The 24,809-nt window shown below is 48.5% G+C and carries 26 protein-coding genes and 1 pseudogene; 5 read left to right on the top strand and 22 right to left on the bottom strand.

The genetic code is table 11. The features are described from left to right. Positions 1-16: 16 nt before the first annotated feature. The 6 genes from AUL54_RS11500 to AUL54_RS11475 form a co-directional block, all read right to left on the bottom strand. Positions 17-1,198, bottom strand: coding sequence for a NupC/NupG family nucleoside CNT transporter (locus AUL54_RS11500; protein ID WP_045925564.1), 1,182 nt, complete (start codon positions 1,196-1,198; stop codon positions 17-19). A gap of 92 nt (positions 1,199-1,290) precedes the next feature. Next, positions 1,291-1,959: a deoxyribose-phosphate aldolase gene (gene deoC, locus AUL54_RS11495; protein WP_060963898.1), complete on the bottom strand. Its 669-nt coding sequence runs from the start codon at positions 1,957-1,959 to the stop codon at positions 1,291-1,293. A 90-nt stretch (positions 1,960-2,049) separates the two neighbouring features. Next, a complete protein-coding gene (locus AUL54_RS11490; protein WP_060963897.1) occupies positions 2,050-2,991 on the bottom strand; it encodes a DNA-binding transcriptional repressor DeoR in 942 nt (313 codons plus the stop codon). 70 nt (positions 2,992-3,061) lie between these two features. After that, positions 3,062-3,874 carry a sugar-phosphatase gene (gene yidA / locus AUL54_RS11485; RefSeq protein ID WP_016937439.1) on the bottom strand — a complete coding sequence of 271 codons (813 nt, stop codon included), beginning with the start codon at positions 3,872-3,874 and terminating at the stop codon, positions 3,062-3,064. Between the two features lie 68 nt (positions 3,875-3,942). Further along, positions 3,943-4,467, bottom strand: a complete 525-nt coding sequence (locus AUL54_RS11480) for a hypothetical protein (RefSeq protein WP_060963896.1) — start codon at positions 4,465-4,467, stop codon at positions 3,943-3,945. Beyond that, positions 4,457-4,876, bottom strand: a complete 420-nt coding sequence (locus AUL54_RS11475) for a lipocalin family protein (protein WP_060963895.1) — start codon at positions 4,874-4,876, stop codon at positions 4,457-4,459. Before AUL54_RS11475 ends, AUL54_RS11480 begins: the two co-directional genes overlap by 11 nt. 111 nt (positions 4,877-4,987) lie before the next feature. Between AUL54_RS11475 and AUL54_RS11470 the strand changes: the two genes are divergently transcribed. Both AUL54_RS11470 and AUL54_RS11465 read left to right on the top strand, forming a co-directional pair. After that, positions 4,988-5,368: a hypothetical protein gene (locus AUL54_RS11470; protein ID WP_060963894.1), complete on the top strand. Its 381-nt coding sequence runs from the start codon at positions 4,988-4,990 to the stop codon at positions 5,366-5,368. Between the two features lie 161 nt (positions 5,369-5,529). Beyond that, on the top strand, positions 5,530-5,892 hold the full coding sequence (locus AUL54_RS11465; RefSeq protein WP_060963893.1) for a hypothetical protein: 363 nt from the start codon (positions 5,530-5,532) through the stop codon (positions 5,890-5,892). Between the two features lie 51 nt (positions 5,893-5,943). Here AUL54_RS11465 and AUL54_RS11460 read toward each other — a convergent pair whose 3' ends face one another. Further along, positions 5,944-6,336, bottom strand: coding sequence for a hypothetical protein (locus tag AUL54_RS11460; RefSeq protein ID WP_060963892.1), 393 nt, complete (start codon positions 6,334-6,336; stop codon positions 5,944-5,946). Positions 6,337-6,464: 128 nt separating this feature from the next. Between AUL54_RS11460 and AUL54_RS11455 the strand changes: the two genes are divergently transcribed. Further along, complete coding sequence (locus tag AUL54_RS11455; RefSeq protein ID WP_060963891.1) at positions 6,465-7,427, top strand: iron-hydroxamate ABC transporter substrate-binding protein; 963 nt, start codon at positions 6,465-6,467, stop codon at positions 7,425-7,427. A gap of 39 nt (positions 7,428-7,466) precedes the next feature. Here AUL54_RS11455 and AUL54_RS11450 read toward each other — a convergent pair whose 3' ends face one another. The 15 genes and pseudogenes from AUL54_RS11450 to iolA form a co-directional block, all read right to left on the bottom strand. Further along, positions 7,467-7,814, bottom strand: a complete 348-nt coding sequence (locus AUL54_RS11450) for a YxeA family protein (protein WP_060963890.1) — start codon at positions 7,812-7,814, stop codon at positions 7,467-7,469. 13 nt (positions 7,815-7,827) lie between these two features. Continuing rightward, positions 7,828-9,696 (bottom strand): ABC transporter permease YxdM, encoded by a 1,869-nt coding sequence (gene yxdM, locus AUL54_RS11445; RefSeq protein ID WP_060963889.1) that lies wholly within the window; start codon positions 9,694-9,696, stop codon positions 7,828-7,830. Then, positions 9,671-10,444: an ABC transporter ATP-binding protein YxdL gene (yxdL, locus tag AUL54_RS11440; protein WP_060963888.1), complete on the bottom strand. Its 774-nt coding sequence runs from the start codon at positions 10,442-10,444 to the stop codon at positions 9,671-9,673. Before yxdL ends, yxdM begins: the two co-directional genes overlap by 26 nt. Before the next feature lie 144 nt (positions 10,445-10,588). Then, positions 10,589-11,566 carry a two-component system sensor histidine kinase YxdK gene (gene yxdK / locus AUL54_RS11435; protein WP_060963887.1) on the bottom strand — a complete coding sequence of 326 codons (978 nt, stop codon included), beginning with the start codon at positions 11,564-11,566 and terminating at the stop codon, positions 10,589-10,591. Further along, the gene (gene yxdJ / locus AUL54_RS11430) at positions 11,563-12,252 is read right to left on the bottom strand and encodes a two-component system response regulator YxdJ (protein ID WP_060963886.1); all 690 of its coding nucleotides are present in this window, start codon (positions 12,250-12,252) and stop codon (positions 11,563-11,565) included. Before yxdJ ends, yxdK begins: the two co-directional genes overlap by 4 nt. A 107-nt stretch (positions 12,253-12,359) precedes the next feature. Further along, entirely contained in the window at positions 12,360-13,232 is an 873-nt protein-coding gene (gene fba, locus AUL54_RS11425; protein ID WP_060963885.1) for a class II fructose-1,6-bisphosphate aldolase, read from the bottom strand. Between the two features lie 2 nt (positions 13,233-13,234). Continuing rightward, a complete protein-coding gene (iolI, locus tag AUL54_RS11420; protein WP_060963884.1) occupies positions 13,235-14,077 on the bottom strand; it encodes a 2-keto-myo-inositol isomerase in 843 nt (280 codons plus the stop codon). 65 nt (positions 14,078-14,142) lie between these two features. Beyond that, complete coding sequence (locus AUL54_RS11415) at positions 14,143-15,012, bottom strand: sugar phosphate isomerase/epimerase family protein (RefSeq protein ID WP_060963883.1); 870 nt, start codon at positions 15,010-15,012, stop codon at positions 14,143-14,145. Positions 15,013-15,031: 19 nt separating this feature from the next. Further along, on the bottom strand, positions 15,032-16,066 hold the full coding sequence (locus tag AUL54_RS11410; protein WP_060963882.1) for a bifunctional inositol 2-dehydrogenase/D-chiro-inositol 1-dehydrogenase: 1,035 nt from the start codon (positions 16,064-16,066) through the stop codon (positions 15,032-15,034). A gap of 22 nt (positions 16,067-16,088) precedes the next feature. Continuing rightward, positions 16,089-16,238 (bottom strand): annotated as a pseudogene (locus AUL54_RS20725) (MFS transporter); the annotation flags it as partial. A 58-nt stretch (positions 16,239-16,296) separates the two neighbouring features. Next, on the bottom strand, positions 16,297-17,193 hold the full coding sequence (iolE, locus tag AUL54_RS11405; RefSeq protein ID WP_060963881.1) for a myo-inosose-2 dehydratase: 897 nt from the start codon (positions 17,191-17,193) through the stop codon (positions 16,297-16,299). 15 nt (positions 17,194-17,208) lie between these two features. Continuing rightward, complete coding sequence (iolD, locus tag AUL54_RS11400; protein WP_060963880.1) at positions 17,209-19,122, bottom strand: 3D-(3,5/4)-trihydroxycyclohexane-1,2-dione acylhydrolase (decyclizing); 1,914 nt, start codon at positions 19,120-19,122, stop codon at positions 17,209-17,211. Between the two features lie 24 nt (positions 19,123-19,146). Beyond that, positions 19,147-20,139: a 5-dehydro-2-deoxygluconokinase gene (gene iolC / locus AUL54_RS11395; RefSeq protein WP_060963879.1), complete on the bottom strand. Its 993-nt coding sequence runs from the start codon at positions 20,137-20,139 to the stop codon at positions 19,147-19,149. 23 nt (positions 20,140-20,162) lie between these two features. Further along, entirely contained in the window at positions 20,163-20,978 is an 816-nt protein-coding gene (iolB, locus tag AUL54_RS11390) for a 5-deoxy-glucuronate isomerase (protein ID WP_060963878.1), read from the bottom strand. Positions 20,979-21,046: 68 nt separating this feature from the next. After that, a complete protein-coding gene (gene iolA, locus AUL54_RS11385) occupies positions 21,047-22,510 on the bottom strand; it encodes a methylmalonate-semialdehyde dehydrogenase (protein ID WP_060963877.1) in 1,464 nt (487 codons plus the stop codon). Positions 22,511-22,951: 441 nt separating this feature from the next. On the opposite strand from iolA, the gene AUL54_RS11380 reads away from it, so the two are divergent. Next, positions 22,952-23,707, top strand: coding sequence for a DeoR/GlpR family DNA-binding transcription regulator (locus AUL54_RS11380; protein ID WP_016937417.1), 756 nt, complete (start codon positions 22,952-22,954; stop codon positions 23,705-23,707). Positions 23,708-23,791: 84 nt separating this feature from the next. Further along, positions 23,792-24,724, top strand: coding sequence for an aldo/keto reductase (locus AUL54_RS11375; RefSeq protein ID WP_060963876.1), 933 nt, complete (start codon positions 23,792-23,794; stop codon positions 24,722-24,724). Positions 24,725-24,809: the final 85 nt, after the last annotated feature.

Raw genomic sequence — 24,809 nt, 5'->3', positions numbered from 1 at the left:
TGTCCTTCAATTATGTTCAGTGAATCAATCCCACGATCGCCGCTGTCAGGAAGCTGACGAGCGTTGCGCCGTACAGCAGCTTCAGCCCGAACCGCGCGACGACGTTTCCTTGCTTTTCATGCAGTCCTTTCACCGCACCCGTAATGATACCGATAGAGGAGAAATTCGCAAATGAGACAAGGAATACCGATACCACTGCCTGAGTATGCGCGCTGAAATGGAAATCGCCGGATGAGAGCGTCTGCATCGCCACAAATTCATTCGATACCATTTTCGTCGCCATAATGCTTCCCGCGCTCACCGCTTCATTCCACGGAATACCGGTTAAAAACGCAAACGGCGCGAAGACATAGCCGAGCAGCGCCTGGAATGTAATGCCGAAGACCGCGTTAAAAACGCCGTTGACCAGGGCAATGAGTGCGACAAATCCGATCAGCATCGCCGCTACGACAACGGCGACTCTGAATCCATCCATTATATACTCACCGAGCACTTCAAAAAAGGATTGCTTTTCTTCTTCAGGAACGACGATCAAATCCTCTTCTTTGCTGACGGTGTACGGGTTGATGATAGAAGCGATGATAAATCCGCCGAATAAGTTCAGCACAAGCGCCGTCACGACGTATTCCGGCTTCAGCATCATCATGTAAGAACCGACGATCGACATTGAGACCGTCGACATAGCAGATGCGCAAAGCGTGTATAAGCGCTGTTCAGTAAGATAGCCGAGCTGTTTTTTCAAGCTGATAAACACTTCTGATTGCCCTAAAATTGCGGAGGCGACAGCGTTGTAAGATTCGATTTTCCCCATTCCGTTCACCTTGCTTAACGCAAGACCGATATACTTCGTGATGAAGGGGAGGACCTTCCAATGCTGCAGAATTCCGATTAAAGCGGATATAAAGACGATCGGCAGAAGCACGCTCATGAAGAACGTCGTCTGTTTCGCATTCACAAGTCCGCCGAATACAAAGTTAATCCCTTCTGATGCATATTCCAGCAAATAGTTAAATCCTTTTGCAAAACCCCCGACAAGAAAATTCCCGATACCGGTGTTGAGGAGAATGTAACCGAGAACCAGCTGCAGCACGAGCATGACGGCGATCGGCCGGATTCTGATTCTTTTTTTGCCATTGCTGGCGAGCCAGGCAAGACCTAAAAACACAATGATACCGATAATTCCGATGAGATACTTCATATGTGTTCTCCTTTTATTTGTATTCGCTTACAATTTTTTATGCATCAACAAAGAAAGAGGTTGGCGGAAGCTTTCAGCTTCCGCACTGCTGATTAATAGTCGCTGCTGACGCTGTCTCCGCCGCTCACGATAGAGACGCCCGCACTTGCGCCGATCCGGCTCGCGCCCGCCGCAATCATGCTGTCAACATCAGCTTTTGTTCTGATGCCGCCTGATGCTTTGACCCCGATGTCCGGTCCGACTGTTTTTCTCATGAGAGCGATGTCTTCAGCCGTTGCTCCGCCTGTCGAAAAACCGGTAGACGTTTTGACGAAATTGGCGCCTGCGGATACCGCTAAGCGGCACGCACGCTCTTTTTCTTCGTCTGTCAAAAGGCATGTTTCGATGATCACTTTGACGAGCGCTTTTTTATCAGCTGCTTCAACTACCGCGCGGATATCAGCCTCAACAGCCTCATCATCACCGTCTTTTAATGCGCCGATATTGATGACCATGTCAACCTCAGTGGCTCCTTTTGAAATGGCATCCTTCGTTTCAAATGCTTTTGTTTCCGATGTCGTTGCGCCGAGAGGGAATCCGATAACGGTGCAAACGTCAACTCCCGTGCCCTTCAACTCCTCCGCTGCGAGTTTGACCCAAGTCGGGTTCACACAAACGGAAGCGAATTTATACTCTTTTGCTTCTTTTATCAGTTGTAAAATATCTGCTTTTTGTGTATGCGGTTTCAAAGCAGTATGGTCTATTTGACTTGCAATTGACATTGTATGCACTTCCTTTTTCCTAGGATAGGTTTAGAATAACCGAATTTTGAACATATGTAAATTGGTTATTGAAATTATGTTCAAGAATTGTCACAACTCTTGAATGAGTTTTTTGGCTGTATGCTGATCGGTAATCAAAACGTTGGCGTATTTTCCTGTCAGGGCCCCGTGAATGGCCTTGCATTTTCTGCTGCCGCCCGCCACCAGAATCGAACGTTCTTTCATTTTCAAGTCGCTGAGCTCGACTCCGATCGTCCGGCCGTTAATGCTGCTGCTGCAGATCCTGCCTTCCGCGTCAAAAAACCGCGAACAAATATCGCCGACTCCGCGCGCTTTCAGCAATTGTTTCTCTTCTTCCCGGAAATAGCCGAGCCTGAAAAGCAGCGCCTCATCCCGGACGGTTCCGACCGTAAACAGCGCGATATTGGCTTGTCTGCCCATTTCAATGATCCGCTTAATATGTCTGTCCCGCTCGACCATCTGTTTCACATCAGCGCTGTCAAATATAACCGGCAGCGGCAAATACCTCGGCATGGTCTGAAATGCTTCGGCGAACAGCTGAATCGTTTCTGACGAATACGTATTGACATTGGAATGACTGATGCCGCCTTTCAGCTGCACGACTTCAACGCTCTTTACCTGCTTCGGCTCCATGCGGCTTGCGATCTGGTACATCGTCGTCCCCCAGCTTACGCCGAGTATATCGCCGTCCTTTACAGTTTTATGCATATAGTCTGCGCCATAACGGCTTAAGTAATGTGTAATGGCCTGGTAATCGTCACTTGGAGAAAAGACGACGTGCGCCTCAAGCAGCCCGTATTTTTCTTCCAGCTTCGCGCCGAGCTCGTCCAGATCCTCAAACGGGTCCATGACGCGAATTTGGACATATCCTTTTTCCTTTGCGTACTGAAGCAGCCTCGAAACGGTGGGGCGTGACAGATTAAGCCGTTCGGCGATCTGCTGCTGGCTGTAATCTGATTGATAATATAGTTTTGCCGCTTCTATGCTGAGCTGCTGTTTTTCACGATCCATATCGCGCCTCCCCTCTCCGCTTATCATATCACCAAAACACGCGGTAAAAAAGCACCCTCTGGTGGGGTGCCTATTTTTTCAGCACAAGCTCCTGAATCGCATGCGCTACGCCGTGTTCGTTGTTTGATTTTGTTTCAAAATTTGCAATTTCCCTTACTTCCGGGATGGCATTGGCCATAGCGACACCGCAGCCGGCCCACTGAATCATGGACATGTCGTTGCCGTTATCGCCGATTGCCATGACGTCTTTTTGTTCAATGCCGAGTTTTTCAGCCAGCAGCTTTACCGCGTTTCCTTTACTGACTTTCGGGTGAAGAATCTCGTGAAAGAACGGCGCGCTTTTGACCATTGTGTATGTTTCCGTGAATGATTCCGGAATGGAAGCGATCGTTTTCTCCAGCTTGTCCGGATCGTCGATGAACATGACTTTCGGAATCAGAATATCCTTCGGCACCTCATCAATCGTGCGGAAATGAAGCGGCACTTTCGTGATATATGATTCGTAAACCGTGTATTCACTGATATCCCGGTTCGGCGTGTACAGATTGGCTGTGTCGAAGTAATGCATCGGAGTGTCCAGCTGTAAGCTCAGCTCGTAAAGGGACTTCAAATCCTCATAACCTAATGACTGCTCGGCCACGACACCGTTTGTATACGTATTTTGGACGAGGGCGCCGTTATAAGCAATCACAAAGTCGCCTTCCTCCTGTAAATTCAGCTCTTCCAAATACCGCCGCACGCCGCCGATCGGCCGGCCCGTGCACAGGACGATATTGACCCCTTCCGCTTTAGCGGCATCAAGCGCCCCGCGGACTTCAGCCGTCACTTCATGATGATCGTTTAATAGTGTTCCGTCCATATCTATTGCGATTAACTTGTACATCCTGCATCTCCTTTGTATCCTTTTCGTCTTATGCTTTCATCATATCGTTTTTTCGTTTCAAAGAAAAATTAAACGGACGGTTTTCTCCGTCTTCTCTTCTTATACCGGGCCTGTCTCCGGATACGGGGCCGTCTTGTTTTCTTATCGGTTTGTTCTGCGCCGTTATCTGTTTTCTGCTTTAAGAGAATCAGTCCTGCCGCAAAGAAAGGGACGGACGCTATGTCCAGAAGGGCAAGCTTTATTCCCATCGCTGCGGGAAAGTATGCCCATAATGAACGGCTGTTCCGCCTGATCATGATGTAAGAAACGATTTCCAGCAGAATAAACAGGGCGTTCACCCATAAGTAAATGAGCAGCGCCGCAAACAGAAACAGCAGGAGCGTATTCTTGAGCGTGCCGGAAAACAGAAGAGCGCGCATCATATCAAAGAATGAAAAAGACTGCATGCTGCCGTTTACGACATTGGGATTATAAATAGTAAAACGCCCGAACTGATCTACAAGCATAAAAAATAACCATACCAGTGAAAACCATTGAATGATATGTACGATGACACCCGTCAAAACGAGTCTGTCAGCAGCTTTATTTCTCATGTGTATCCTCCCCGCCGGTTTTTATTCTTGTCATTGTTTTTGTTTCTCCGTATATCTTCCAAATGAGTGTATCGTTTTTTCCTCTTTTCAACGTGCTTTTGACGGGGTGCGGACGTCCGAGGTATTCAATCTCGATCGTTCCGTCCGTGTTTTGTGAGATCACCTTGTAAGCATCCGAGGGCATAGGAACCTCGCCGCGGCCTTTAATGACCTGCTTTGTCAGCACGCTGTCTTTCGTAAACGTGACGGTTTCAGATCTGACTCCGTCCATCGGGCCCGGTTTCAGCCCCGCATCCCATGTCCCGTAATAAAAAGGGGTCTCGTCCGCTTTCTTTTGCGAGCAGCCTGTTATCATGACGCATCCGAAAACGAGAACCATCATGATGAAAATCCGTATGTCCCGCAACATGATCACCTTCCTTTGCAGCTTTTTTTACGCCTGTAAGTTAGGCGGATGCCGTGGCACTGTGCGATTGACTACATAGTGTATAAAGACTTCACTAGATAAGGAGAATGATGAATGAACCCATATCAGTACTACACCCCGCCTGCCTATTTCCCTCAGCAGCAGGAATACGAAGTGAACCGCGTTGAGTATGAGCCGTATCAGCAGGAAAGCTATTATGCGCCCTACCAGTCCGAAGAACGGCAGCCGACTGCATTAGAACGGAGAGTCGCCCAGCTTGAAAGACAAAATGCCGAGCAAACGAGAGAACTTACCCGCCTCTCACAAGAAGATCAGCGCCAAAACCGGGAAATTACGCGGATGAGTGAGCAGGTCAGACGGCTGAGCCAGGCGGTTGAAATCCATACCCGCCGCTTAAACCGTTTGAATCAGCGCCTGCGCGCAGTCGAAAACAGACTCAATATCCCTTTTCACGCTACAGAAGGCGGCTTCTGAGAAAAAGGGCCGGAATACAAAGCTCGACAGGCCATTCCCGAGCCTTGTATTCCGCTCTGTACATAACAGGTAAATATTTGAATGCCATTCTTGCATGAATGCCTCACATTTTCTTTCACATGATAAATATGTAAAATCAATCACTCCAGGAGGTTTTCATGATGTACCAAAACCAATACAGCGGAAATCAGCTGCAGCAATGCCGCCAAACCGCACAGCAGCTTATTCAGCAGACACAGCAAAGCAGCCAGCAGTACAAGCAAATGCTCCAGCAGGAACAGCAAAACATTCAAATGCTTCAGCAGATGCTGAACCATGAGCAGCATGCCGTTCATACCATTCAGCAAGCGCTGCAGGGTCATGAAATGGCCATCCAAAAATGTCAGCAAATCGTGAATGTGTGCAATCAGCTGCAGCAGGAAGTAAGCGGACATATAACTTCACCGATGACAAACGCTAACGTTTCATCATTCCCGCAAACCCAGCATCACACACCGTTCCAGCAGCATTCATACCAGCAATAGCCCGATCACGCAAATGACAAAGCACAAGGATACCGGCTTTGTCATTTGTTTTTATCTCTGTTTTGTCAGGTCAATGCGATGAGCGGGTTTTCCGCCGAATTTTTCTTCCGCCTCGTGCCTAACCGCTTCATATGCTCTCGCTTCGACATTTTGTTTAAACACATCAAGCTGTATCAAATAAGCCGCCCGCACCTTCAGCCCGTGGATGATGGCGATGACCCATAGAGGCAGCACGATATACACGCCGGGAGTGCTCGGCAGCACAAAAGCAATTGCTAAAATAATAAAATAGATAAGTCCGTATTTCAGCCATTTTTTGTTCTTGGCCCGGTAGCCGATATAGAAAAAGGCCAAGAAAGCGGTGAGCGCAAACGGCGCAAAAGTCAGCAGCAGCCACCAGCTGTGCAGCACTTCCCACCAAGTTCCTCTTTTCGTAATCAACATTCATTCCTCCTCCTTTACTACTATAACATGGATAATCAAGAAAGGATTTCTATAAAAACATAGACGGAATAAGGTCTTCCTGCTATATTAATAATGATAATCATTATCACTAAAATAGGGGGATCATGATGAAGAAAAGATCATGGCTGATCGGCCTGGCACTTCTGCTTGTTTTCGCCTTAAGCGCTTGCAGCGGCGCGAAGGAAAACAGCGGCTCCGCATCAGGCAAAGGAAAGACAGACATGCGTACATATCAATCAACAAAAGGAAAAATTGACATACCCGCACATCCGAAGCGGATCGTCACTGACTTTTATGCGGGTGAGCTGCTGTCCGTTGACGCAAATGTCGTCGGAGCGGGCTCATGGGCTTTCAAAAATCCGTTTATCCAAAAACAGCTGAAAAACGTCAAGGACGTCGGCAATCCTGTCAATGTGGAGAAAGTGATGCAGCTGAAGCCTGATTTAATCGTGCTGATGAAGGATGACCAATACGAAAAACTTTCGAAAATCGCGCCGACGATTGTCATTCCTTTTAACACCGCAAAAAATACGAAAGATACGGTCAGCCTGTTCGGCGACATTGCCGGGGCGAAGGATAAAGCCAAAAGCTTTATGGCAGACTTCAACAAAAAAGCCGAAGCCGATCAAAAGCGCCTCAAACGTGTGATCGGCAAAGACGAGACAGTCGGCCTTTATGAAACGACGGATAAAGGCGAGATCTGGATTTTCAATGACAATTCCGGCCGCGGCGGCCAAGCCGTTTATAACGCACTCGGATTAAAAGCGCCGGCCAACATTGAAAAAGACATCATGAAAACGGGCGCCATGAAACAGGTTTCCCAAGAGGTCATCCCTCAATATGCGGCTGATTATATGTTCATCACCGATTACAATCCGAATGGAGAAAGCAAAACATTTGAGCGTCTGAAAGAGTCATCCGTTTGGAAAAATCTCGACGCCGTAAAGAACAATCGTGTCTTTATCAACGACTTCAACACCTTCTATCCGTATGACCCGATTGCCGTCAGCAAACAGATGGATATCATCACCGACATGCTGATCAAACGGGCCGAAGAAAATAAAAAATAAGAAAACGGCACAGTCTGACGCTGTGCCGTTTTGTATGATTTACTTTAATTTCGACTGTACGGAGTCCGGCATATCTTTAAACCTGACTTCTTCCCAAGTCTCGACATACTTTCCTTTCGCCTTCACCTTCAAATAGGCATTCTTCCGAAGGTCTTTCCCGGCGAAAAAGGTCACTTCTTCTTTTTTTCCGGATGCGTTGTATCCGTCTAATGTATATTCAGTACCGCCCGGGCTAAGATGTTTGCCATCTCGGTCAATCTGTACATAAACATCTTGCTGGTGAATAAACGGATTAAATCTGTCTGTAACATCGTTATGAAAAAAGAGAAGCCCGTATATGACGGCAGCGGCCGCCAAGACGGCCAGGATTGCCAATGCTTTTTTCATCTTTGCACTCCCCTTATTTGTTCAGTTTTTTCAAATAGCTTGACCGCACCGCGAGGAAGAACAGAAGCTGAAAAATGAAAAATCCGCCGATGGTCAGACTGAGCGGCCCCGCTACATCGGAATAGCCTTCCACGGCCAATGTTCTCAAGGCAAACAGCGTATGCATGACGGCAATGACAAATGGAAAGAAGAAAAGAATCGCCAATTGTATCGTCACGCTTTGTGACATTTCACGCTCACTCAGACCGATTTTGGCCAGTGAACGGTAGCGCTCCCGGTCGTCATCTAAATCGGTGAACAGCCTGAAATATAAGAAACTTGCTGCCGCGACAAAGAAGACGATCGCGATAAACAGGCCGATGAATAAACTCAAGCTCGGCAGCTGCACCGTATCATAGTAGGTGCCCGCTTTTGCCATAAAATCAGAATGCACGTCAATATAGTTGCCGTAAATCTCATTTTTCAAGGATTGGCTGATCCCAAGACTGTCTTTCCAATGGTCGTAGCTGTAGCCGTATAATGACGCTTTATCACCGAGTGATTTCAGCTGATCAAAGGTTTGATCGTTCACCGTGATGATGGCATTCAATGAAATCAGCGGTTTTTCGACTTCTTTTACCGACAGTTTTTGGCCGGACGGCTTGCCTTTTTGGTTCAGCAGCTTCAGCTGATCCGGCGCTTCGTTTTTGAAATTGCGGTCATACGTGCCCGGGAAATAGACGGCCTCACCATGTTTCAGGCCGTTCAGCTTGACATGGAAGTACTTCATCGCATCCGATTCGCTGATCATGTAAACAGGCGGAACAGTATCCCCTTCCTGATAGCGGACATAGGAAACATCTATTTTGTCTTTCTTATACGTAAAGCCGTGTGTCTTCAATTCATGGTCAATATCTTTCAAATGAGTCTTTTCTTTTGGATTGCTGCTGAAAGATACATACTCCATCTCATAAGCGGACTCTTCCGCCCCGACGGTCGCTTTGTACATCGCGAGCACGCCCGTCGCCGTAAAGGCTACCGCGGAGATAATGCTGACGATAAAGAACAGGCGGGCGTTGTCTTTTAAACGATAGACAAGATCAGAAACCCAAATGACATTTTTGCCGCGCAGATAAAAGGTTTTCCACTTCTTCAGCGCGCGCAGAATCCAGATGCTGCTTTGGCTGAAAAAGAAATACGTGCCGATGACGGTAAGCAGTAAAATGATAAACGGTTCAGTCCCGTGGACATTGCCTTTCAGAACCATGCCGTACCCGCCGCACAGGCAGGCGATGCCGAATAAGGACAGAAGCACGGACGGCTTCGGCTCCGGCTTGATCTTGTCAGTGCCCTTTATTAATTTGATCACCGTATTTGATCTGACAAAAAGGATCGTGAACTGCGATAAAAGGAAAAATAAGAGCAGAAATCCGCCGGCCGTCATGCCGAGCGCTTTCCAAGGCATATACAGAGGCAGCGCGTCCATTTCTAAAATATAAGCGCCGACCGTAAAGAACGTTTTCGAAAAAATGAATCCGCCGATAATCCCGGCTGCGATCGACATGACGCCGATGATCATGTTTTCCGCCGTAATGAGCTTTCTCAGCTGTCCCGGCGTGATGCCCTGCATCAGCAGGATGCCGAATTCTTTATTTCTCGATTTCAAAAAGGCATTAACCGAATACAGAACAAATAAGAAAGAAAAAACAAAGATCATCCATTCCGCTGCGATTAACCCTTTTCTGGCGATGTTATTCAGGTAGCCTTCCTTTAATGCCGGATGAAACAGAAACATCGCAAAGGTAAAGAAAATCAAAACGGAAAAGGCGCTGCTCAAGAAGAATGCAAGATAGGCCCTTTTGTTTCTCGTGACGTTTTTATAAGCGAACTGAAGAAAGGTCATTTGCGTTTCCCCCCAGCATAGACAGCACATCAAGAATTTGTTCATAAAAGACTTGGCGGTTTTCCCCGCGGTAAATCTCATTAAACAGTTCGCCGTCTTTTATAAAGATGACGCGGCGGCAGTAGCTTGCCGCAACCGGATCGTGGGTCACCATCAAAGCCGTGACATGATCATCCTGATTCAGGCTCTGCATCGTTTCCATGACGTCTTTTGACGCTTTGGAATCAAGGTTTCCCGTCGGTTCATCGGCGAGAATGAGTGACGGCTTATGAATGACCGCTCTTGCGATGGCGGCCCGCTGGCGCTGTCCGCCGGATACTTCAAACGTCCGTTTGTTGAGCAGGTCTTCGATTCCGAGCTTTTTCGCGATGCCGTGCAGTTTTTCTTCCATGACAGACGGCGCTTCTTTTTCAAGCGTTAACGGCAGCATGATATTTTCACCGATCGTCAGCGTGTCCAGAAGGTTGAAATCCTGAAACACAAATCCGAGCTGCTTGCGGCGGAAATGAGCGAGCTTTGTCCGCTTCAGCCGGTGCGGATTTTCTCCGTGAATCAGGATATCGCCTGAATCCGGACGGTCAATCGTTGAAATGATATTCAAAAGCGTTGTCTTTCCGGAGCCGGACGGTCCCATCACCGCCGTGAACCCGCCTTCTTCTATTGAAAATGAAATGTGTTTTAAGGCTTGATAGGATACTTGTCCTTTATAGGTTTTATTTATCTGTTTGACTTCAAGCATATTCGCCATGAGAATCCTCCTTATGGTTTTATTCTTGTTGATCAGGGCTGCTTTCATGTAGTGCCGGGGCGTTCAACATAAAAAATCCCCTTGACGTAAATCCATGTTATCAAGGGGAAACAAAACGAGCTATGTTGTTTTCTTAACGCAGTCTTACATTTTTGTAAGAAATGAAAATCGAACCGATGTCCCTTCACCGGGGGACGAACTGATGTCCGCTGTATGATTGAGCTTGCCCGTAATTTCTTTGACGAGATGGAGGCCGATTCCCGTAGACTCTTGGAAACGCCGCCCGTTTTCGCCGGTGAAATAAGGGTCAAACACCCGCTTGATGTCCTGCGGGGGAATGCCGACACCGTAATCTTTGACTTCAAGCACCGTCCTGTCTTCATCGCGGAAGACATTCAGCTCAAGTCTGTCACTCTTGCCTGCCGAATACTTGACCGCATTTGTGACCACTTGGCCGATCGCAAATTTAAGCCATTTCGCATCGGTGTAAATCTGATGATCATCGCGAATGTCCATTTTCGGATAGACGCGGTATTGAATAAAAAACCGTTTATAGCTTTGAATGACCGATTGGAGAAGCTCTGATAAGGAAACCGCTTCTACTTTAAAATCCCGCTCAAACAGGTCGAGCCGTGATGAATAAAGGAGCGTCTCCAGCCCGAATTCAATCTGCCGGACCTCTTTTTTGATTTGTTCAAAGACGGGCTCATCCTCTTCCTGAATGATTAAATTAATGACCGACAGCGGCGTCTTTACTTGGTGCACCCATTGATTCATATACGTCACCCGCGCGTCGAGCTTGGCTTCGGTCTCATGGAGCTTCTGGTGCTGCAGCCGGATCAGCTCCATCTGCTTTTCGTACAGCTCTGAACAAAACACTGAAGAACCGAGATACGGGATGTCCGTCCCTCCCTGCTCCGAGCTGAGCCAATGATACACGCCGCGATCTTTGTACCAGCGATAGGCCAGGTACCCCGCCAAAATAAGAAGCTGCACGCCCAATATGTAAAACAAGTGGGAAAAAGAATGAAGACCCGCAAACCAGTAATAAAAGAAGACAAACAGCCCTTGAAGGAGAAAAAGCAGAATCAGCACGGCATGAGAACGGAGAAACAGCTTCATGACAGCGCCCTCAGCTGGTAGCCTTCGCCCCGCACCGATTCAATGGAAACAGGCGCATTCAGCTCCCGCAGTTTTTTTCTGAGCCGTGTGATATACACGTTAAGCGTATTGTCATCGACGAAAATGTCGGTGTCCCACGTTTTTTCCATGAGCCGGTCTCTTCCCGTTACCTTTTCTCCCCGCTCCAGCAGCACCTCCAAAAGCTTGCTTTCTTTTTTAGAAAGCAAGCTTTTTTCATCGTGAAAGTGCAGTTCAAACCGTTCCACAAAGAGCTGCACACCGGCATATTCAACCACTTTCTCTCCCTGCTTGGCGGCATACTCTCCGTATGCCCTGCGGATCTGGCTTTTGATTTTCGCGAGCACAATATCGTAGGAAAACGGTTTTTCGATATAATCATCTCCGCCGTTTTCAATCGCCATCACCTGATCCATTTCCCCGCTTCTGGCTGAGATGAAAATGATCGGGCTTGTGGAATGCTGGCGGATCTGCCGGCACCAATAATAGCCGTCATAGGACGGCAGGTTGATATCAAGCAGCACCACATCAGGCTTTTCCCGCAAAAAGACATCAAGAACAGCTGTAAAATCATCGGCGGCCACGGTTTGATAGCCGTACTTTTCAAGGTAATTCCGCAATAATCCGCGAATGTCTTCACTGTCTTCTACTATCATGATTTTATTCAAACTGAACCACTCCCGTTTTTACGCTGCTGCCATCATCATAATCGTTTCGGGCATACGGACGCAACACCGCACAAAAAAACCGCCATTCCGGCGGTTGGTGGTTTCATTCAGCCGACCTGCTGCTTAGCGGCTTTTCCGGCTGATCCGAACGCTCTCATTTTGCTTCGCACTGTCTCTTCTACGGCTTCAATGCCGGGTGTCATGTAGCCGCGCGGCTCATACAGATCGCGGGTTTCGTGAAACATGCGGCGTGTTTCGTCTGTCCAGGCGACCATACATTCCGTGTTGATATTGATCTTCGCGTGGCCGAGCGTGATGGCTTTTTGGATCTGATCCTGCGGAATTCCGGATGCCCCGTGAAGAACGAGAGGAATATCAGTCATGCGGGAGATCGCTTCCATCTCCTTGAATCCGAGATTCGGCTCACCATGATACTTGCCGTGTACAGAGCCGAGGGCGGCGGCCAGCGCGTCGATACTGGTTTCTTTGACGATCCGCTCACATTCCGTGATATCGGCATAGCGGACACCGCCGGCCAGACCGTCTTCCATGCCGCCGACCGTGCCGACTTCAGCTTCTACTGACACGCCGTGCTTTTCGGCATAATCGGTGACTTCTTTTGTCATCGCGATATTCTCGTCAATCGGCTGATGGGAGCCGTCAATCATCACTGAGCTGAATCCGGCGTCAATGGCCTGTCTGCAGCGTTCCGCACTGCTTCCGTGATCAAGATGAAGCACGACGGGAACGGTAATCGCCAATTCCTCCAATAATGCGCCGACCATGGCGGAAATCGTTTTAAAGCCGCCTAAATAGTCGACCAGCCGATCGGAAGCCGCGGCGATGACCGGCGATTGCTCCTTTTGCGCCGCTTGCAGAATCGCCTTCGTCCATTGCAGACCGTTTATATTAAACTGGCCGACTGCATACTGCTCCCGTTTCGCTTCTGCAAGAAGATGTTTCATGGTGACAAAAGCCATGTTCACGCCTCCTTCATGAAGTATTTTGATACGACGGCTTCCGTTGTTTCCTTTGCCGTTTTGATCGTTTCCTCCGCGGTCAGCTTATAATATTCAGGCCTGAACAGTTCTACGGAGACAACATCATTGAATCCGATATCCCTTAACGCTGACAGGTGGGCGTCTAAGTCAATCGCTCCCTTCCCTGGCCAGACGCGGTCTTCATCCGTTAAAAATCCGATCGGGAAATCTTCTGTATCGTCAATATGATAGATGAAAATTTTCTTTCCGTCCGCCTGCCTCAGGCTTTCAATATTGGAGCCCATCGCGTGGAAATGGAAGCTGTCAAACACAAGCCCGACATTATCGCGGCCGACAGCGTTCACGATGTCATACGCCTGTTCAAATGTATTGACCGTGCATTGCGGGTGGCCGACAAATTCAAGCGCGATGTTTACGCCGTACGGCTCAGCGATATCCGAAAGCTCAGTCAGAACCTCTATACTGCTCTTTTTGATTTCTTCTTTTAAGATTTTCCGCTCTGTCACCAGCGGCACGGCCACCACATATTTCACGCGGAGCGTTCTGCACGTTTCCATCATGCCTTTGAATTCCGAAATGATCTCCCTATAGCCCTTCTCATCACGGTTGTTGAAGAAAACCAGTGCGTTCAAGGCAAGCGGTTTAATGTGATGGGTTCGAAAATATTCCGCCAGATCAGCCAGTGAATGATCTTTTAAGTATTCCGGCAGTTTATCCATTGTGCGGATTTCAATATAATCATAGCCGTGCTTTTCGCACAGCTCTAAATCCTGTTTCAAGTTTGAATTCTCCAGCGTTGTCGCTTCATTAAAGCAAAGTTTCATGTCAGCCTCTCCCATCTGCGTTTAGCTGAGGAGCCTTTCCGCCCCGCCGAACTCCGTACTAAAGCTTATGCCATACCTAATTCTTCTTTTAATTTCTTAAGCATGAACTGGCTTGATTCATCCGCTCTTTCGCCGGCCCAAGCGAAAACGGCATTCGTCGCAATTCCGTCGAATTTCATCTCTCTCATTTTTTTGAAAATCGTATCAAAGTCGACCTCGCCTTGCCCGATGTCCAAATGCTGATGAACCGTTACTTTCGCGTCAGGCGGATTGACGATGTAACGCAGGCCGTGAGCCGCTTTATGATTAAAGGTATCTGCAAATAAAACATGTGTGAGGCGGCCGCCGGCTTCATCAAACATAGTCGCAATATCGCCTTTGCCGTCATCGTAAAAGAACGTATGCGCCGTCGAGTAGACCAGATTGATCCAATCTTTATCAAGCGCGCGGATCATATCCATCGCACCTTTGTGCGTCTCGATAAAATCGTACGGGTGGGCCTGCAGGTTGAGTTTAACGCCTTCTTTTTCAAAGACGGGCAGCAGTTCATCCATGGATTTGATGAATTTTTCTTCACTTGTCAACGGATCATACTTTGAACCGCTGAATTCACTGTTCATCAAATCCACTTCAAGCTCAACCGCAATTTCGATCGCCCGTTTCCAGTTGCGCACGGCGGCCTGGCGGCGGTCTTCATCAGGCCCCGCCCAGTGGTAAAGCGGCAGGAGAGAGGACAGCTTCACGCCTGTATCCTTTAAAAGACGCTTCAATTGTTTGATTTTTGCTGAATCGACTTTCGGATATTTATAGAAAGGACAGAAATCCTCGCGCGGGGACAGTTCGATATACTCGTATCCGAGCTCCGCCGTTTTATAGACCATTTCCTCTAACGTTAAATCATCACGGTACATGGATGGATCTAAGGCCAGTTTCATTGCTTTCACTCCAAATCTATTATTTGTTCACAGTTGTAAAGAATTGATAGAATGCCGGTTTTTCTTGCAGCGCCACCGGCTCTTTCTGTCCGGATTCCTGAGCTTTTACGCACGCGTCAGTTGTCACCGCGGCAATATAACCGTCCCATGCCGTCGGACCGCTGACTTCACCTTTTTTCCGGATCGAATCAATGAAGTCCTGAATTTCCGCATCATACGCAGCCACAAATCGGCGCTGCCAATCCATCAGGATATCGGTGCTGAGTTTTCCTTCTTTTCTCAAGCTGATGCTTGATGGTTCCGGAAGCTTGATGACACCGTCTTCCCCGACGATTTCACATTGAATGTCATAGCCGTATTTGCAGTTCACGTAGATTTCGGCATTGATGACGATACCGCCTTTTGTTTCGATGATGACCATCTGCGGATCTTTGAGATGCGGCAGCGCATTTTTTGATTTCTTCGGATAGATGACTTGTACCGATTCATAATCGTCATTGACGAGCCAATGGAGGACATCAATTTCATGAACGAGCGTATCGACGACGGCCATGTCTGTTGAATAATTCGATGCGACTGTCGGGTTGCGGTGCGCACAGTGAATCATCAGCGGCTCACCGACCGCACGATTGTCGATCGCTTCTTTCAACTGAACGTAACCGCTGTCATATCTGCGCATGAAGCCTACCTGAACTAAACGTTTACCCGTCTTCATTTCTTCTTTGACGATGCGCATACAGCCTTCTGCCGTTGTGGCGAGCGGCTTTTCACAAAACACGTACTTGCCGTGCTGAATCGCTTTCAAAACGCTGGACTCGTGAGCCGGGCCCCAGCTTGTCACTAAGACGGCGTCCACATTTTCAGCAGCAAGGAGGCTGTCGTCATCAGGATAAACGGAGGCGTTCAAATTGAAATCCTTAACGGTCTGCTGCGCGGCTTCCTGATTCACATCTGTGACAGCGGTAATCTCCGCTCCGGAAAGCTTATTTGTGATGCGGTTGATGTGCTCCTTTCCGATAGCACCGGTTCCGATAACACCTATACGTAAGTTCATTGATTGCCACTCCTTCTGATAATCAAATCATGGTTCTCGTCTTTCTTTTCTCGCTGCCGTCCTGAGGAGCACCGTACAGTTCCTCCTGAATCTGTTCAAGCGGCTTGCCGGACGTATTCAGTGCGAAGACAGGCCCGATGGCCGTCACGCATATGAGCAGAATACCGGCCATAGATGGTCCATTTGCTGAAAGCTGATTCCGCCTTGGCACGATTCATATAAGTCCCCCTCTAATTTGCAGGATCAAGCAGTTGACTGTCGATATACTTTCTCGCTATCAGCGCGTACTCAAGCGGATTGGCGATTGCCGGGTCTTGTTCGGCTTCAATGACGATCCAGCCTGAATAATCATGACGGATGAGCGTCCGGTACACTTCGGTAAAGTCGATGCATCCGTCTCCGGGAACCGTGAAAATGCCCTGTAAAAACGATTGCCTGAATGACTTGCCTTCTGTTCTGCACCGCTCCATAATGTCAATCCGCGCATCTTTGAAATGAACGTGTCTGATCCGATCCATATGCTTGTTGAGAATCGTCATGCAGTCTCCGTCGGAGATATAGGCATGGCCGGTATCATAAAGTAAATGGACATACCGGGGGTCCGTTCCTTCCATCAGCCGGCCAACTTCTTCCGCCGTCTGGACGCCTGTGCCGAGATGATGATGAAAAGTGAGGTTCAGCCCGTATTCCTCCGCGATTTTCCCGAGACGGTTCAAGCCATTGCACAGCGTATCCCATTCTTCATCTGAGAAATGCGGTTTTTTCTTAAAAACATCAATGTCCAAGCCCTGGACACTGTACGTCTGTTCAGAAACGATAGCGACATCCGCTCCGACTTTCTGCAAATAATCGCAGTGTTCCGTAAATGATTCAGCCGTTTTTTCAATACCGTCTTGAATGATAAAACTGCTGAACCATTTCCCCGCAATCCGTAAGTTCCGGAGAGCCAGCTCCTTATTCAGGACGGAAGGTTCAGGGAAAAATCCCCCCACTTCCGTACCTTGAAAGCCGGCGACGACAATATCGCTCAACAAATGCTGCAGCGTATTCCCGGCTCCGATTTCCGGCATATCGTCATTGCGCCATCCAATGGGAGCGATGCCCCACAGAATATTTTGTTTGCCCATCGTGATACCTCCCCTCTAGTACTGCTTCGCAGACTTCAGCTTCATCTCTTTCGCTTCGAATGCCCGCTGAACGCTTTCCTGCTCAGACACTTCCGCCACGCCGACGTGCCACCAGCTGTCATAGCCGTCCGTCATCGTTTTCGGCAGAACCTTCATTTCAATTAAAGTGGATACGTCTTGCGTTTTCGCATCTTCAAGCGCCGCCTTCAGCTCTTCAACCGTATTGGCTCTGTATGTTTTAGCGCCGTAGCCCTCTGCCACCTTCGCGTAATCAACGTTTAAAATCTGATTGTCCTCTGTGCGGAACTCACAGAAATAACTGCCGCCGCCGTGATCCATCTGCAGGTTGCTGATACAGCCGAAGCCGGAGTTATCAAAGAGCAGGACATTGATTTTTTTGTTATATTGAAGCGCGGTAATCAGCTCTGAGTGCAGCATCAGAAAGCTTCCGTCACCGACGAGTGAATAGACTTCTTTGTCAGGGTGAGCCAGCTTGAGGCCGAGCGTGCCTGATACTTCATATCCCATACAGGAATAGCCGTACTCCAGATGGTACGTATTCGGGACTTTGGAATGCCACAGCCGCTGCAGATCTCCCGGAAGAGATCCCGCCGAGCTGATGACGACGCTGTCTTCAGGAATCGTCTCGTTGATGGTCAACAGCGCCGTTGTTTGCGGCAGCTCAGTCTCGAGCGCGTCGGCATACTCGTTTAACACATCCTGTGAGAAATGGTTCTTAATTTCCGGTTCGAATGCGTCACGTGTAAAAGTGACTTTGCCGAGCCGGTCCCGTTCAGCGAGCCATTCATCTTTCCAGTCTTTAATCGCCGTGCCGAATGCACTTTTATATCCGTCTAATAAGCCGTGCAGCCTGCCGAGCGTCACCTTCGCATCGGCTACGACCTGAAACGCGTCAAGCTTATAAGCCTGCATACGGCTGACATTGATATTCAGGAATTTTGCTTTATCAAAATCAAATGCCGTTTTTGAGGATGTCGCAAAATCCGTATACCGTGTGCCGACACCGATGATCAGATCAGCCTGGCGGGCGGCTTTGTTTGCGGCGAGTGTGCCCGTGATGCCCATGCCGCCCAGATTGTTGGCGAAATCGGCTTCAACCGTTGACTTGCCTGCCTGCGTTTCGACAAGCGGAATGCCGTATGTTTCAGAAAGCGCGATTAATTCCTCACGCGCGCCGGAGTACTTCGCGCCGCCGCCCACTAAAATGACGGGACGGCTGCTCTCCTTCATTCTCTCCGCGGCGCCTCTCAGCTCACGCTCGCTCGGCTGCATCCGATCCATGTAATGAACGCGCTTTTCAAAGAAGCTTTCATCAAAATCATATGCTTCTCCCTCGACATCCTGAGATATGCAGATTGTCGCCGGACCCGCTTTTGCCGGATCTGTCATCACTTCAAATGCCCGGATTAAGCTGCTCATCAGCTGCTCGGGGCGGGTAATGCGGTCCCAATAGCGGGACACGGGCTTTAACGCATCGTTTGTCGTGACGGCGGCACTGTATTCCTGCTCCACCTGCTGAAGCACCGGGTCAGGCTGCCTCGTCGCAAATGTATCGGCCGGAAGCAGCAGCACCGGAATGTTATTGGCCAGCGCCGTACCCGCGGCAGCCGTCAAATTTGCGGCACCCGGACCGACCGATGTCGATACCGCGTAAATTTTTCTTCTCAGCATCTGCTTGCTGTATGCTATTGCGGCATGCGCCATGCCTTGTTCATTTTTGCCTTGATACACTTTCAGGTGCCCGGCGTCCTGCTCAAGCGCCTGCCCGATCCCTAACACATTTCCATGGCCGAAAATCGTGAAAATGCCCTCAACGAACGGCTCTTCTTTCCCATCAACATGAATGTACTGCCGGTTCAAGAATTTAATCAGCGCTTGTGCTGTCGTTAAGCGAATTGTCTTGCCCACAAACGATCCCACCTTTTATACGTTCTATTTACCATTCAGGCTGTGCTGCGCTTCAATCAGTTCGAGGATTTCACCGGCAGCCGGCATGGCTTCTGACGAGCTGTGTTTGCTGACGACGATGGAAGCGGAAGCGCTCCCGTATTTTAAGGCCGTTTCAATATCCCGGCCGCTGACAAGTCCGTAGATGAAGGCAGACGCATAGGAATCACCCGCTCCAAACGTCTTGAGCACCTTTGTTTTATAGGCGCGCGCCCGGAAAACTTCTCCCGATCTGCTGTATGCGTATGACCCGTCAACGCCGTGCTTAATAACGACAAGATCGGCGGAATGCGCAAACAAACGGCGGACGGTTTCATCGTTGTCTCCGCCGCTGCGGTTTTCCATCACGTCAAATTCGTCACGCGTTCCGATGACGATATCGGATTGTTCCGCCGCCAGCGTGTAATACACAGCGGTTTCTTCTGCCGATTGCCATGTATACGGACGGTAGTCGAGCTCAAAAACGACTTTTACGTCATGTTTTTTTGCGATATGCACCGCTTTTAGGACGGCTTCGCGCGACGGGCTTTTCGCAAGCGCCGTGCCTGATACGAGCAGCATTTTCGCGTTTGCGATGTAGCCTTCCTTGACTTCGGACGGCTCAAGATACAGATCCGCCACGTTATCTCTGTACATCAGAATGCTGCACTCTTCGGGACTGAGAATTTCCGTAAAAGCGAGTCCGGCTTTGCGCCCTTCTTTGTCAACGGCCATTTGTGACGTATCAACGCCCTTTCCCTGCATATAGGAAACAATGAATCTGCCGTGCTGGTCGTCCGGGATTTTGCCGATAAAACCAGCTTTTAATCCGAGCCTGGCGCTGCCGATCGCAATATTTGCCGGGGAACCGCCGACATATTTAGAAAACGTCATCGTTTCTTCCATCGGCCGGTTGTATTCCGCCGCGTTCAAATCAATACACGCGCGTCCGATCGCGACAATATCAAACTCTTTTTCTTCATTAAACGTATACTTCATCGTTATCTGCCACTCCTCACTTGTCAGCGTTCCAGAATCCATTCATGGGCCGGATCATTATGAAACTTCCATTTTCGTGTCGGTCCCGCCATTACATTCAGGTAGTAAGAGGTATACCCATCCGGAACACCAACCGGGTGATAGCCCGCCGGCACAATGACAACGTTTTCATTTTCTGCGGTCATCGTCTCGTCAATCGAGCGGTCGTCCGTGTACACACGCTGGAAGACAAACCCCTGGGGCGGGTCTGTTTCGTGGTAATAGGTTTCTTCTAAAAAGGACTCAGCCGGCAGATTGTCTTGGTCATGTTTATGCGGCGGATAGCTCGACCAGTTGCCGCTGTCCGTGTAAACTTCAACAACGAGAAGGCTGTTTGCCGATGGATCTGAATCGGGGAGAATGTTATGAACGGTTCGTTTGTTTGCCAGCTTGCCGCGATGTTCCACACTGTTGTCTTCCGCTTTAATCAGCTTTGTCGGAAGCTGGTGTTCGGACGGAGAGTAGCACAGCGCGACCCTCGCCCCGCTGACGGCTGTGATGTCAAAGGAGCGGTCATTGGACACATAAACACTGTCCGTCGGCTTTCTTTCAAATACGCTTTCACGGGTGCCGATGCTTTCAAATGTCTGAACATGATCCGTGATGGTAATTTTTCCCTTGACTGCCACGATGCAGCACTCCGTCTTTTTCAAATCTTCTGTATATGTTGAGCCGGGAGCAAGATCAACGACTTTAAATCCGACGTATTTGAGGACTGAATTAGCTGAAGTGACGTCATGTATGATGTTCACGCCTTGAGAAATCTCATCGGCCTGCGGTTTGCGCAGCAAATGACTCATGTGTATTCCTCCTTAATTGATAGTAAAAGAAAACCCGGACGGAATCACAAAGCCGTCCGGGCCGGCTGTCAATTGAAATCAGGAGACGGATATCGTGCCGTCACGACTTTTTTACGTGTATAAAAGTCGACGCTGTCTTTTCCGTTTGCGTGCAGTGTGCCGAAGAAAGAAGACTTCCAGCCTGAGAATGGAAAGAATGCCATCGGCGCCGGGACGCCAAGGTTGATCCCGAGCATTCCCGCGTCAATATTCTCACGGAAGTAGCGGATCGCGTTCGCATTTGAAGTGAACAGGCAGGCGCCGTTCGCAAATTCAGACTGGTTGGCGATGTCAACCGCTTCTTTTAAGTTTTTCACACGCATGACCGACAGAACGGGCGCAAAGATTTCATCTTTCCAGATCGTCATATCCGTCGTCACGTTGTCAAAAATCGTCGGTCCGACGAAATAGCCGTCTTCCGTTACATTTTCACGGCCGTCACAAAGCAGTCTCGCTCCCTCTTCGATGCCTTTTTCAATATAGCTGTGCGTACGCTTCTTGTTGTCCTCGCGGATGACCGGGCCTAAGAACACGCCGTCATCCAGTCCATTTCCGAGCTTGATGTCCGCGGCCTTTTCCTGTAATTTCGCCATAAACTCATCGGCGATTCCCTCTTCAACCGTCACAACCGCGCATGCCATACAGCGTTCTCCTGCCGAACCGAATGCCGCGCCGATAATGTTTGTGACCGTATCCTCAAGGTGGGCGTCATTTAATACGATCGTGTGGTTTTTCGCCCCCGTTAACGCCTGCACGCGTTTCAAATGTTCGCTGCCTTTTTTGAAAACATACTCGCCGACAGGTTTTGAACCGACGAATGAGATGGCTTTAATCTCCGGATGCTCAAGAATGCCGTTTACGACGTCATGCGCGCCGTGCACGACATTGAAGACGCCCTTCGGCAGACCGGCCTGTTCAAACAAATCTGCCAGTTTTTCCGTTAACAGCGGCGTGCGCTCAGACGGCTTCAAAATGAACGTGTTTCCTAACGAAATCGCCATCGGGAACATCCAGCACGGGACCATCATCGGGAAGTTGAACGGTGCGAAGCCGCCGACCACCCCGATCGGATAGCGGTAGTTCGCCGCTTCTACATCTGTGGCGATAGAGGCAAGTGAATCGCCCATCATGAGTGACGGCGCGCCTGCTGCGAATTCGACGTTTTCAATTCCGCGTCCCACTTCACCGAGTGCTTCTGTCGTGTTTTTACCGTTTTCCAAAGTAATCAGGCGGGCAAGCTCTTCTTTGTTTTGCTGAAGAAGCTGCTGATAGTTAAATAGAATTCTCGCGCGGCGCGGCACTGCCGTCTTTGACCATGTTTTAAACGCTTCTGACGCTGAGCGGACGGCGTATTCCACATCCTCCCGCGTAGAAATCGGAACCTGGCACATCACTTCTTTTGTAGCCGGATTGACAACGTCTTCATATTGATCTGTCTTACTTTCAACCCATTCACCATTGATGTAGTTTTTCAGTTTTCTGATCTCTGCCATGCTCATTGCCTCCTTAAATAGTAAACATCCTGTTCAGCTGGTAATAACGGATGAATATATTCATCTTTTACATACAAAAGACATGAATTAAACGCTTACAAATGCTAAAATGATGGTGTCTCCCATCTTCCCATGTAAAAGTTGGTCATGTACCGAACCAAGCAAACGGTTACATCTATCATTTTTGATCTTGCGGGTTACATTTTGGTCATTTCTTGGTTACATTGTAATCCCCACACCACTTCAAGTCAATCTAAAAAATCAAAATTTTTTCACTATTTTTATCATACCTTTTTGGATCGGGAAAACAGGAACTTGAAGAACGGTGTCAAATCGTACGGGAGATCCATCTTTTTTATCATTTGTTAAGTAACTATTGATTAACTCTTGGTGTTTATTATATATTTTAATTACTTTAAGAATTCTAGAAGGAGTTTTTTTATGAAACTGATGCGGATTCAGGAGATGGAAGAATACATTCTCAAACACGGAGCTACTTCGCTGGATGAGCTGTGCGAGGTTTTCAACGTCTCTAAAAACACGGTCAGACGCGATATTAATAAGCTTGCGGAAAAAGGGGTGATCAAAAAGGTGTACGGCGGCGTGACGTCAGCAGAAAAATCCATGCTCGTCCCTTTTGAGAACCGCACCATTCAACATCAGGATGAAAAAATCAAAATCGCCCGCTATGCGTCACGGTTTATTGAGGATCACGATCTTGTGTTTATTGATTCCGGCACGACGACCAAATCGATGCTGGAGACGCTTGATCCGGATAAGAATGTGACGGTGCTGACGAACAGTCTTGATATTATTAACGCCGCTTCATCCATGAAAAATGTCGACCTGATCATCATCGGCAGCAACTACAAGCGGAAGACAAGGTCATTTGTCGGCATTGATGATCCGAGCACCCTCAATAAATACAATATTAACAAGGCGTTCATGTCCGCTACCGGGACAACGATCACCCACGGCCTGACGAATTCCGACTTGCTGGAATACGAGGTGAAAAAGAAAATTTCCGAAAAGGCGAACGAAGTGTATCTGCTCGCAGACCATTCCAAATTCGGCAAATCCACGCTTCTGACATACGCGCCTTTCGACCGGCTTCACAGCATCGTCACTTCTCAGCAGCTTGATGAGGAATATACAAAGTATTGTCAAGAGCACCAAATCGACATTCACTTGGCATAGCGTTACAATTAATAGAGAATGCGCTGCCGTATTTTTCCGGCAGGCGCTGTGATATCCTAATCTAGTTTTTCAGGGGGCGAAAACATGAGCAAAGTAACAATCGGCAAAACTGACCTACAAGTATTTCCGATCGGTTTGGGAACAAATGCGGTCGGCGGACACAATCTCTATCCGAATCTGAATGAAGAGACGGGAAAAGAATTGGTCCGGGAAGCGATTAAAAGCGGCGTTACCATGTTAGATACCGCCTATATTTACGGGGTGGGCCGTTCTGAAGAATTAATCGGCGAGGTGCTGAAAGAATTTAACCGCGAGGATGTCTTCATCGCCACAAAAGCCGCGCACAGAAAAGAAGGCGATGACTTTGTTTTCGACAACTCACCGGCCTTTTTGAAACAATCAGTTGAAGACAGCCTGAAACGTCTGCAGACTGATTACATTGATTTATTCTACATCCATTTCCCGGATGAGCACACACCGAAGGACGAAGCCGTCCAAGCATTGAATGAGATGAAAAAAGAAGGAAAAATCCGTTCCATCGGCGTCTCCAATTTCTCTCTGGAGCAACTGAAAGAAGCCAACAAAGACGGCTTAGTCGATGTGATTCAAGGGGAATACAACCTGCTGAACCGTGAGGCGGAAAAGACTTTCTTCCCTTATACGACAGAACACAGCATCTCATTCATCCCGTACTTCCCGCTTGTATCCGGACTGTTAGCCGGCAAATACGACGAGAACACCACCTTCCCTGAAGGCGATCTGCGCAATGATCAGGCGCATTTCCAAGGGGAGCAGTTTAAAGAAAACATCAAAAAAGTCAACCAGCTCAAACCGATTGCCGAAAAGCACAATGCCGACACGGCGCATATCGTGCTTGCCTGGTATTTGGCGAGACCTGAAATCGACATCCTGATTCCGGGCGCCAAACGCGCGGATCAATTAAAAGACAATATGAAAGCAGCCTCCATCACGCTTTCTGCGGAAGAAATCGCGTTTATCGACAAGCTGTTTTCCTAAGAAAAAAGAAACACGCCTTTTAAAAGGGCGTGTTTTTTTTAAAGGTTTATATTTTTTTCACAGGGGAATGAAATAGTTATCTAAA

Origin of the sequence: Bacillus sp. SDLI1 (genome assembly GCF_001553895.1) — a bacterium.
GTDB classification, from domain to species: domain Bacteria; phylum Bacillota; class Bacilli; order Bacillales; family Bacillaceae; genus Bacillus; species Bacillus siamensis.
Note: the sequence above shows the minus strand (reverse complement) of the source record. Positions and strands in the feature narration are given on the sequence as shown.

Excerpts from the sequence above, each read along its gene's own strand:
- AUL54_RS11500 (WP_045925564.1), bottom strand. The coding sequence starts at position 1,198 with ATGAAGTATCTCATCGGAATTATCGGTATCATTGTGTTTTTAGGTCTT.
- deoC (WP_060963898.1), bottom strand. The coding sequence starts at position 1,959 with ATGTCAATTGCAAGTCAAATAGACCATACTGCTTTGAAACCGCATACA.
- AUL54_RS11490 (WP_060963897.1), bottom strand. The coding sequence starts at position 2,991 with ATGGATCGTGAAAAACAGCAGCTCAGCATAGAAGCGGCAAAACTATAT.
- yidA (WP_016937439.1), bottom strand. The coding sequence starts at position 3,874 with ATGTACAAGTTAATCGCAATAGATATGGACGGAACACTATTAAACGAT.
- AUL54_RS11480 (WP_060963896.1), bottom strand. The coding sequence starts at position 4,467 with ATGAGAAATAAAGCTGCTGACAGACTCGTTTTGACGGGTGTCATCGTA.
- AUL54_RS11475 (WP_060963895.1), bottom strand. The coding sequence starts at position 4,876 with ATGTTGCGGGACATACGGATTTTCATCATGATGGTTCTCGTTTTCGGA.
- AUL54_RS11470 (WP_060963894.1), top strand. The coding sequence starts at position 4,988 with ATGAACCCATATCAGTACTACACCCCGCCTGCCTATTTCCCTCAGCAG.
- AUL54_RS11465 (WP_060963893.1), top strand. The coding sequence starts at position 5,530 with ATGTACCAAAACCAATACAGCGGAAATCAGCTGCAGCAATGCCGCCAA.
- AUL54_RS11460 (WP_060963892.1), bottom strand. The coding sequence starts at position 6,336 with ATGTTGATTACGAAAAGAGGAACTTGGTGGGAAGTGCTGCACAGCTGG.
- AUL54_RS11455 (WP_060963891.1), top strand. The coding sequence starts at position 6,465 with ATGAAGAAAAGATCATGGCTGATCGGCCTGGCACTTCTGCTTGTTTTC.
- AUL54_RS11450 (WP_060963890.1), bottom strand. The coding sequence starts at position 7,814 with ATGAAAAAAGCATTGGCAATCCTGGCCGTCTTGGCGGCCGCTGCCGTC.
- yxdM (WP_060963889.1), bottom strand. The coding sequence starts at position 9,696 with ATGACCTTTCTTCAGTTCGCTTATAAAAACGTCACGAGAAACAAAAGG.
- yxdL (WP_060963888.1), bottom strand. The coding sequence starts at position 10,444 with ATGGCGAATATGCTTGAAGTCAAACAGATAAATAAAACCTATAAAGGA.
- yxdK (WP_060963887.1), bottom strand. The coding sequence starts at position 11,566 with ATGAAGCTGTTTCTCCGTTCTCATGCCGTGCTGATTCTGCTTTTTCTC.
- fba (WP_060963885.1), bottom strand. The coding sequence starts at position 13,232 with ATGGCTTTTGTCACCATGAAACATCTTCTTGCAGAAGCGAAACGGGAG.
- iolI (WP_060963884.1), bottom strand. The coding sequence starts at position 14,077 with ATGAAACTTTGCTTTAATGAAGCGACAACGCTGGAGAATTCAAACTTG.
- AUL54_RS11415 (WP_060963883.1), bottom strand. The coding sequence starts at position 15,012 with ATGAAACTGGCCTTAGATCCATCCATGTACCGTGATGATTTAACGTTA.
- AUL54_RS11410 (WP_060963882.1), bottom strand. The coding sequence starts at position 16,066 with ATGAACTTACGTATAGGTGTTATCGGAACCGGTGCTATCGGAAAGGAG.
- iolE (WP_060963881.1), bottom strand. The coding sequence starts at position 17,193 with ATGGGCAAACAAAATATTCTGTGGGGCATCGCTCCCATTGGATGGCGC.
- iolC (WP_060963879.1), bottom strand. The coding sequence starts at position 20,139 with ATGAAGTATACGTTTAATGAAGAAAAAGAGTTTGATATTGTCGCGATC.
- iolB (WP_060963878.1), bottom strand. The coding sequence starts at position 20,978 with ATGAGTCATTTGCTGCGCAAACCGCAGGCCGATGAGATTTCTCAAGGC.
- iolA (WP_060963877.1), bottom strand. The coding sequence starts at position 22,510 with ATGGCAGAGATCAGAAAACTGAAAAACTACATCAATGGTGAATGGGTT.
- AUL54_RS11380 (WP_016937417.1), top strand. The coding sequence starts at position 22,952 with ATGAAACTGATGCGGATTCAGGAGATGGAAGAATACATTCTCAAACAC.
- AUL54_RS11375 (WP_060963876.1), top strand. The coding sequence starts at position 23,792 with ATGAGCAAAGTAACAATCGGCAAAACTGACCTACAAGTATTTCCGATC.